Genomic DNA, 7,870 nt, shown 5'->3' on the forward strand with positions numbered 1-7,870 from the left:
AACCGCATCGACGAACTCACGCCGTGGAATTGGCAGCCACGCTGAATGTCAACGGCGGTCACGCCGGACGGATACGTCCCGCAACCTATCGTAAAGTTTGGTTAATTTTGAGTTACAATCTTTGTTCTACGACAGTGTGAACTGCACGGCGAGATTGGGCAATTTCCGGCGCGGTTGCATGAAGTGCCTGACGGCCGGGATCGACGGGCCGGTTGCCATGCGCGTTTCGTGCTGGTCATCTCGAAGGGAAAGGATTTGTCTTGAAGCGCAAGGCCTAAAGTCGTGCGATGAGCCTGACCGGACCGGAGACCTTCCAGTACCGGAGGTCCGGCCAAGCGGCACGGTAGTGTCCGAGCCTATCTTCACTCTTGGCGCTTCAAATCCGCCCTTGGTTCACCCTTTTTGACAAGGCTTCCGCACTCTCGACCCGCTCCGGGGCCCGGACGCGGCCCCGTCCAACGGACCCGCTACACGCCCAACGGTCGGCGCAACGATGGATGGAACAGCTTGGCCACCCGCAAGAAGAAGGGCGATGCAGCTGCCCCGGCCGCGAAAGGCGGGGCCGGGCAGACCTCCGATCCTTGACGTCTCCTGCCTGCCCGGCCCACCCCCTGAAGGGCTCGCCTGACCCCCCTACCGGTGACGCTACTGATTTGCAGACACAGTGACACTTCTTGGTGGTTGAAACACGCATTAACGAGGGATGCAGATACCTGAGGTCCCCTCGAACGACGTGGACCTCACTCCGACGGCGGCGGCTTGATCGACACTGCTTTTTTTAGCCCGACAAGTTGAGCGCGCAACGTCTCGAGGTCGTCCTCGACGACGCGCTCGATCGCCTCATGGGTCGCGATCCAGATTGGAACGGCCCGTTTTAGAAGGGCGAGCCCATCGCCCGTCAGGGTAAGCCGGCGGACGCGGCGATCCTCCGCATCGGGCGCCGTGGTCAGCAATCCGCGCCGCTCCAGCGGCTTTAGGTTCGCCGTCAGCGTTGTGCGGTCCATCGCCAGCAGCCACGCGACCGACCCGACCGTCGGCGGTTCGGGTCGATTGAGCGAGATCAGCAACGAGAACTGGCCGCTGCGCAGTCCCACGGGACGCAGCGCTTCGTCGAAGCGGCGGGCGATGGCGCGAGCGGCGCGTTGCGTGCGCAGGCAGAGACAGGTGTCCCGGACGCGCAAGGTCATGCCGAAGGTGGCGATGCCAGAAACTTCTGTTGACACGAGACTAAATATAATTTGATATCAACCTATATTCAAGGGAATCGGAGGATGCCATGTCCGGACGCCTGACCTCCGCGGCCGAACTCGCGGCGCGTTCAGTGGCGGGCTGGCCGAACGAGAGCGCCGAGTACCGCGCGACACGGACCGCGCTCCTTGCCGAGGAGATCGAGCTTCGCCGCCATATCCAGCGGGCGTTGTTGCAGAACTCTGACTTCTGACGATTCACGGCGGGCATCCATGCGGTTAGAGGGCTTGCATTAGCAAGCCTTTACCCACCCGCTACCGCACGACGAACTGGTCCAGCTACAACGCGTCGCTGCGCAAGCGCGGCTCGATGTTGATCTGGATCGACCAAGACATGGCTTGGCTGGCACCGCATGAAGGTCGTCTCGCGCGCCCTCCCGTCTTCTCCGATGCCGCGATCCAGTTCTACCTTTCGATCAAGGTGCTCTTCAAGCTGCCCCTGAGACAGACCGCTGGCATGGTGGCCAGCCTACTGCAGCTGGCGGGATTGGACTGGTCTGTCCCAGACTTCAGCACCCTGTGCCGCAGGCAAAAGACCTTGGCCGCGCAGATCCCTTACCGCCGTATCGACAGCCCCCTGAGCTTCCTAGTGGACAGCACCGGCATCAAGGTCCCGGGCGATGGAGCGTGGCAAGCCCGCAAGCACGGCGGTCAGGGCCGCCGTCAGTGGCGCAGGGTGCATCTCGCCATGGATACGGACACCTTCGACATCCGAGCAGTCGAGTTCACCCCCAGCAGCGACGGTGACAATCCGATCCTACCCGAGCTGCTTGGCCAGATCCCCGAGGACGAACAGATCGGCACGGTGACAGCTGATGGTGCCTACGACACGCGCCGCTGCCATGCGGCCATCACCGAACGGCTGGCTGTCCCGATCATTCCGATCCGGAAGAACGGGCGTGCCTGGAAGGAAGACTGCCCGGCGGCAAAGGCTCGGAACGAGACGCTGCGCGCCACAAGACACTACGGCCGGGCGTTCTGGAAGCACTGGACCGGATACCACGCCCGGAGCCGCGTGGAGGCGAAGATGCGAGGCATCAAGGCATTCGGCGAGCGCATCGCCGCGAGAGACCCCGACCGCCAAACCGCCGAGATCCACATCCGCGTCGCCCTCATGAACCGATTCGATGCCCTCGGCACTGCCGAGATCGTTCGCGTTGCATAACGTCAGCGGGGTAAGGGAAAATCATGCATCAGGCGTGAGTTCTGCAACAACGCCTCCCGCTGATCACACCGGTGAGACTAATCTGGCTCGCGCAAGGCCGAAGGTCACACTCCGAACCTGTGCGCCTCGCGAGGCTGGTCTGCTCCCCGAGACGCGACGCTGCCGATTGTTCACGCCGCGCCAATCGACGTATCAATTAACGTGATCCCGGGAAAACTCTGCTTTCGGGCGGTCCAAAGTTGGGAATCAGAGTCCTGTGCTCAAAGCCTTAGCTTCGGTCGGACTGGTTTTCGGGGAACGGGAGTCGCGGTTTGAAGGATCGTGAGGTCGCGAAGAACGCCTTGGAACGAGACCTATCCATTCCTGGCGGAACTGTCGCCGAGGTCGACGGCCTGGGGAGCGGCGATCTTGGCGATGGCACGGGCCCGGGCTTCCTCGACGTCTTCGCGTGCCAGCGTTTCGGTGAGCTGCTCGTTGGCGGACATAGCGAGGCGCGTGACCTGTCGGGCGCATCCCGCCGCCATGTCGGGCCGACAGGCGACGCTGGCGATGTCGGTCAGAATGGCGAGCGCATAGAGCGCCGTGGTCCTGTCGGTGCTGACATGCTGGCGCATCTGATCGAAAGCTCGGTCAAGCATGACTCCGAAGGTCACCTGCGAATAAAGCACGGTAGACGCTGCTGGCAGTCGTTCAGCAGGTGGGCGTTCCGCAAACGCGCAGAGTGCCGCGCCCAGCCAGTCGAGGCAGAGCATGGCCGTGTGTGGGTCGTTGACGCCGGGAGAAAGCGCGCGAACCCCGACCTCCACCAGTTGGTCGACCAGGAATAGGACATCCTGGTCGTCCGTTCGGCTGGGTCCGAGCGTATAGCCACGCTGGAATTTCTTCTCGAGGCCGGCGTCGACTTCGGACTGTCCCAGTACGGTCATTACGGTCTCTCGGGTCGCGAGGAAATCCCCTGCGGCGCGGTCGATCCGGACCTGAACCCCATTTGACCGCGCGAGATTCTGCAGGCTTCCGACGTCGATCCGCTGTAGGTAGCCTGTCGAGCGCGCGCGCACCGCATGGGAGCGGCCCTTTCCGGTTGGCAGTCCGGCCCAAGGGGCCACGTCGACGGGCTCTCTCTCGTCCCGGCCAGCGTGTTCCGGACTGGGTAGGCCGGCGATTGCCTCGTGCAGCTTCCGGCCGATACTCGCCGTCAGGTTCATGATGTTGATGGATTCGGGAATGTGATGGATGTAGCCGATCAACGCGCCAACAGAGGACAGCGTGAGCAGGAGTGCGAACAGCGTGGAGATTTGGGGCACGAACGCTTCGAGCGCCTCGTCCTGAAACTCGATCCGGTTGTGGACGGTGCTGAGCACGGTGATGCAGTAGACGAAGGTCGCTACGAATACGCCGAGCACGATCTGGTTCGTGCGATCGGCCATGAAGTTGCCGATCAGACGAGGGCCGTAGTTCGAGCTCGCAAACGACACGGCGACGATCGTGATCGAGAACGCGACGCCGGCCACGCCGAGCGCCGCGCCGGCCAAGGTCGTCAGGATCGCACGGGCACCGTCCACCTGAATCGCACGGAAGAATCCGAGGCTCCTCGTCCAGTCGCTTCCAAGCTTCTCGTCCACGAAGGGGAGCGTGAATCCCAGAATAATCGCGAGGACGGTCATCGCGCTTGGCCAGAACCAGTAGGTCCGTCTGATCCCGACGATGTGGCTGAAAACGAGATCGCGAATACGTCACCCGTGGCGCCATGCGACGCCATCCGTGCGCGCACCGCAAACCATATTGCCGTTCGCCCAAACATCAAGCGGTCACGGCAGGACCCTACCGACGACTCCTCGGCAACGATCCGGCAATTTCGACTTCGCCATGTGCGCGCAACGCGATTGGACTCGGGGTCGGCGAGGTCGCGGTTCCCAATCCCCCTCGAGGGCGCGGCGGGTATAGAAAGTGTCGACCCATTCGACCGCCTGTCGCGGTCTTGATGGTGTGACCGCCCCCGACGGCATTTGGTGCGCCAAGGTGGGTCATCAACGAACCACGAGGAGGACGGTCACACCATAAAGGCCGGGCCTATCTCAACCAGCCATTGCCAATCCCAGCGGCGGCGTCACCACGGCGGAAATTAACTTAGCGAAGCCTGGAAGCTGTTCAGATAAACCGAGCTACCTCTAGGCTGGCCAATGCAACAGTCCCGGCTCGGCGTATGATCGGAGCGGTCACAGGCTAGGTCCCGCGGGCGGTTCGTCGACCGGATCGGCGGCGTCGACTTCGGACTTGACCTGCGCATAAGCAAGAAGGGTGAAGAGCCCCGTTCCGCCAAGGACGTTTCCCGCCAGCGTAGGCAAGGTAAGTGTGAGCAGACCGTCCACGACCGACAATTCACCCGCCAGGACCAAGGCCGCGATTTCCACCATGCCAGCGATCACATGGGTAAAGCCGCCGAGCGCGATGAGCCATGCCGTAGCGGTGACGAGCACGAATTCGGAACCCTGCGCAGCGGGCATCATCCAGACCATGGCCGCAATCAGGAAGCCCGCACCGATACCCTGCCGGAAGGCGGTGATGGCCGTCAGCTCGGCGTAGTGCTGGGAGACGTCGAGGACAGCCGCGCTCACATCCGCCGGAACGAGCGAGAAGGTCACGAGGCCGAGCGCCACCACGACGCAGCCGATCCAGTTGGCAATCAGCACTACGCCCCAGACGCGGGCGACCTGCCCCAAGGCGGAGCGGCTGCGCTCTGACATGAGCGGCAGAACGACCGTGATCGTGTTCTCGGTGAAGAGCTGCTGACGCCCTAGGATGACGATAAGAAAGCCCGTCGCGTAACCGACGGACGCGACAAGCGGCGCCCATTCGGTGTCGGGTAGGTGCATTTGCATGAGAGCGAGGGTCAAGACCGAGAACCCCATGGCGATGCCCGCCACCAGACCGGACCAGAACAGCGCGCCGGTCGGCCGGGCGATCTCGGCCTCGCCTTCCTCCTTGATCACGGCATAGACTGCGGGCGCTCGCAAGCTCAGACGGTCGACGACCTTCTCCTCCTCGGCCTCGGTCAGGGAGCTGGCTTCATCGATCACCGTCTTGGGCCGATGCTTCCGCCTCTCGCCGGCCTCCTTTCCCGAACCGGCACGGGAATGGTCCGGGGTCTCAGCGCTCATCCAGTATGCCTCCCTGTTCTGCAGGGTTCGACATGGCAGCGTAATGGGGGCCTGTCGATGACGCATCATGTCAGAATGCGCTAGCTTCGAACCGCCCCGCGGTTACCGGAGGCTCCCAGATTTGGTAGGTAGCCGGGTCATGGAACAAAGCCCCTATACTGTTGGAAGTATTGTCCGACGCCTGCCAGCGAGCGTTCGCTTACTGCGGCCTCCCGGCGGGACGTGGGACACGGTTCACGTCTCCTCCGTGATGAACAGGACGCCGCGGACGAGATCGCGGCTGTCGGTGCGCCCGCCGAGCGAGCCGGCGAGGACGCCCATTGCGGCGAGGAACAGACTCAGCTTGAGGTGATCCACGGCCGTCGTCGCCTCGCCGGTGCCGGGCCAGCTTTCCATCAGCCGCTCGGGGAAGACGGTGATGATGACGAGGTACATCAGGCCACCGAACAGGACGAACATCGCAAGTAACGTGAGGATCAGGCACAGGATCGTCGCCGCCATCGTCACGATGCCGGACTCCGTGAGCCGTCGATCGCGACTGAGCAGCGTGTCGAACGCGAAGGCGCGATAGAGCACGAACGCGGCCGAGGCGAGGCACATGAGCGAGAACGTCCCGATCTGCGGCACCGACACAGCGGCCGCAACGTCCCAGGTCTCCGCGCTGAAGATCAGCACCACGATTACCGACAGCGCTGCCGCCAGCATCGTCGGCATCATTGCCAACAGTCGGAACGGATTGGCGCGCGCTACCGCCCGCGCGATGACGCCGGCGTCCTCGAACAGCATCCGCAGCACGAAGCCCGGCTTGCCCTCGCGGGTCGACCGCTCGCGCGCTTCTCGCGGCAATGTGTGGGCAATATGCGCAAGCTGGTCGGCGTCGAGCCGCGTCATGCCGTCGAGGTCCTGTACTCCCTCAAGCGCATACATCACGTTCGTGGGCTCGCTCACATGGTGCAGCGCGTTCAGGTGCCCAAAGCAATGGAGCATCAGCGAGGCCAGCCGTCCGGCCGTGCGCTCGGGATCGGGCGCGTCGCCCCAGAATTCCGGATCCAGCCGCCGGGTGGACAGGACTGCAATGTTGGTCAGCTGGCTCGGCAGCGCCAGCGTATAGGCCAGCGAGGACGATGACAGGTCGACCTCGGTCACGATCAGCAGGAACGGCAAGTCGCGCTCCAGCTTCTCGGCGAGCCCGATCTCGAGGAAGTCGAGCGGCGCGTAGTTGCCCGCCCCCGGGGTCAGATGCGCCCCTGCGAAGGCGAGCGTGCGCGTCCGCAGTCGCGGCTCCGACGCGAAGGTTTTGTCCAGCGTGGCGACGGCGGACGCCACGATCGCGCCGAAACGCTCGGAATCGCGGCCTTCGACCTCCATTTTCATGACGCCGAAAACATAGGTGCCGGTCGGGTGTCGCTCGGTCACGACGCCGGACAAGGCATCGACGGGTCCAACCCGTTAGTCCTCCCCGGGCAGGTCATGGACCGAGAGAATGTACATTTCATACGACACTGTGACGTGGATGCTATCGCGATGTCCATGAGATCCGCCCTACAGGACACCATGACCGCCGATAATGGTGCTTTACGAAACGGTGGCGGACGATGCCTTCGCACGCATTCCTAACCTTCCCGTTGTTGCGTCGTGAAAGGAAGTTACAGGCCCGGACGTTCCGATCCTTTGCTCGGGGCACGTTGCAGGACCCGCTAGGCGGTCGGACACAAGACGTCGAAGACCTCGGCAAGATCGGCTTGCGACATCAGGCGAGCGCGTGGGGCTTGTTGCGCTAATCGGCTTCGAGCCTGACGATCCCCTTCCCTGGCTAGCTTCAGGCGACAGCTTCGATCTCGGCCATTCCGAGGGCCGAGCAGTGGTTCATGATGGCGATGCGGATCTGGATTTCGGCAGTCTGGCGGTCGGGATCACGTGACATGATCCGCTCCCCGAAAAGCTTCAGGCGGTTCATCTGGGCCTCGACACGACTTCGGACATGGTATCCCGCCCATTTCTTCCAGAGGGCTCGTCCGAGATATCTCGTTGCTCGCAGGGTCTCGTTTCGGGAGATCGCGGCGGGACAGTCGGGCTTCCACGCAAGACCATTTCGTCAGCGAGGCGTTGTATTCGGACCAGTTCGTCGTGCGGGGGCGGATGGCGTCAGGCTTCGGCATCCGACCGATCTAAACTACAGGATTCTCGAACTGAATCCCTCTCACCGATATGTGCAACAAGCCCCATCTGATGGGACGAGGCCGGCTCGTCGCGACGACCTACCGACGCGTCGACACCATGTGAACCTGTGCCCGCTACGG

At 63.1% G+C, this 7,870-nt stretch carries 6 protein-coding genes and 1 pseudogene; 2 read left to right on the forward strand and 5 right to left on the reverse strand.

Translation table 11 applies throughout. The annotated features are described in order from the left end of the window. Window positions 1–740: 740 nt before the first annotated feature. Window positions 741–1,187 (reverse strand): MarR family winged helix-turn-helix transcriptional regulator, encoded by a 447-nt coding sequence (locus Q1A87_RS22300; protein WP_299656721.1) that lies wholly within the window; start codon window positions 1,185–1,187, stop codon window positions 741–743. Between the two features lie 89 nt (window positions 1,188–1,276). Between Q1A87_RS22300 and Q1A87_RS22305 the strand changes: the two genes are divergently transcribed. Together Q1A87_RS22305 and Q1A87_RS22310 are read left to right on the forward strand one after the other, a co-directional pair. Next, window positions 1,277–1,441, forward strand: a complete 165-nt coding sequence (locus tag Q1A87_RS22305; protein WP_299656724.1) for a hypothetical protein — start codon at window positions 1,277–1,279, stop codon at window positions 1,439–1,441. Between the two features lie 38 nt (window positions 1,442–1,479). Next, window positions 1,480–2,412 carry an IS5 family transposase gene (locus tag Q1A87_RS22310; protein ID WP_299656733.1) on the forward strand — a complete coding sequence of 311 codons (933 nt, stop codon included), beginning with the start codon at window positions 1,480–1,482 and terminating at the stop codon, window positions 2,410–2,412. Between the two features lie 353 nt (window positions 2,413–2,765). On the opposite strand, the gene Q1A87_RS22315 is transcribed toward Q1A87_RS22310, so the two are convergent. From Q1A87_RS22315 to Q1A87_RS22330, 4 genes and pseudogenes are all read right to left on the reverse strand, one after another. Next, window positions 2,766–4,142, reverse strand: a complete 1,377-nt coding sequence (locus Q1A87_RS22315) for a DUF2254 domain-containing protein (RefSeq protein WP_363323056.1) — start codon at window positions 4,140–4,142, stop codon at window positions 2,766–2,768. A 486-nt stretch (window positions 4,143–4,628) separates the two neighbouring features. Then, window positions 4,629–5,570, reverse strand: a complete 942-nt coding sequence (locus Q1A87_RS22320; protein ID WP_299656726.1) for a formate/nitrite transporter family protein — start codon at window positions 5,568–5,570, stop codon at window positions 4,629–4,631. A gap of 234 nt (window positions 5,571–5,804) precedes the next feature. Beyond that, window positions 5,805–6,986, reverse strand: coding sequence for a hypothetical protein (locus tag Q1A87_RS22325; RefSeq protein WP_299656730.1), 1,182 nt, complete (start codon window positions 6,984–6,986; stop codon window positions 5,805–5,807). 403 nt (window positions 6,987–7,389) lie between these two features. After that, window positions 7,390–7,665 (reverse strand): annotated as a pseudogene (locus tag Q1A87_RS22330) (IS5/IS1182 family transposase); the annotation flags it as partial. Window positions 7,666–7,870: the final 205 nt, after the last annotated feature.

The organism is uncultured Jannaschia sp. (genome assembly GCF_947494055.1).
Taxonomy (GTDB): Bacteria; Pseudomonadota; Alphaproteobacteria; order Rhodobacterales; family Rhodobacteraceae; genus Jannaschia.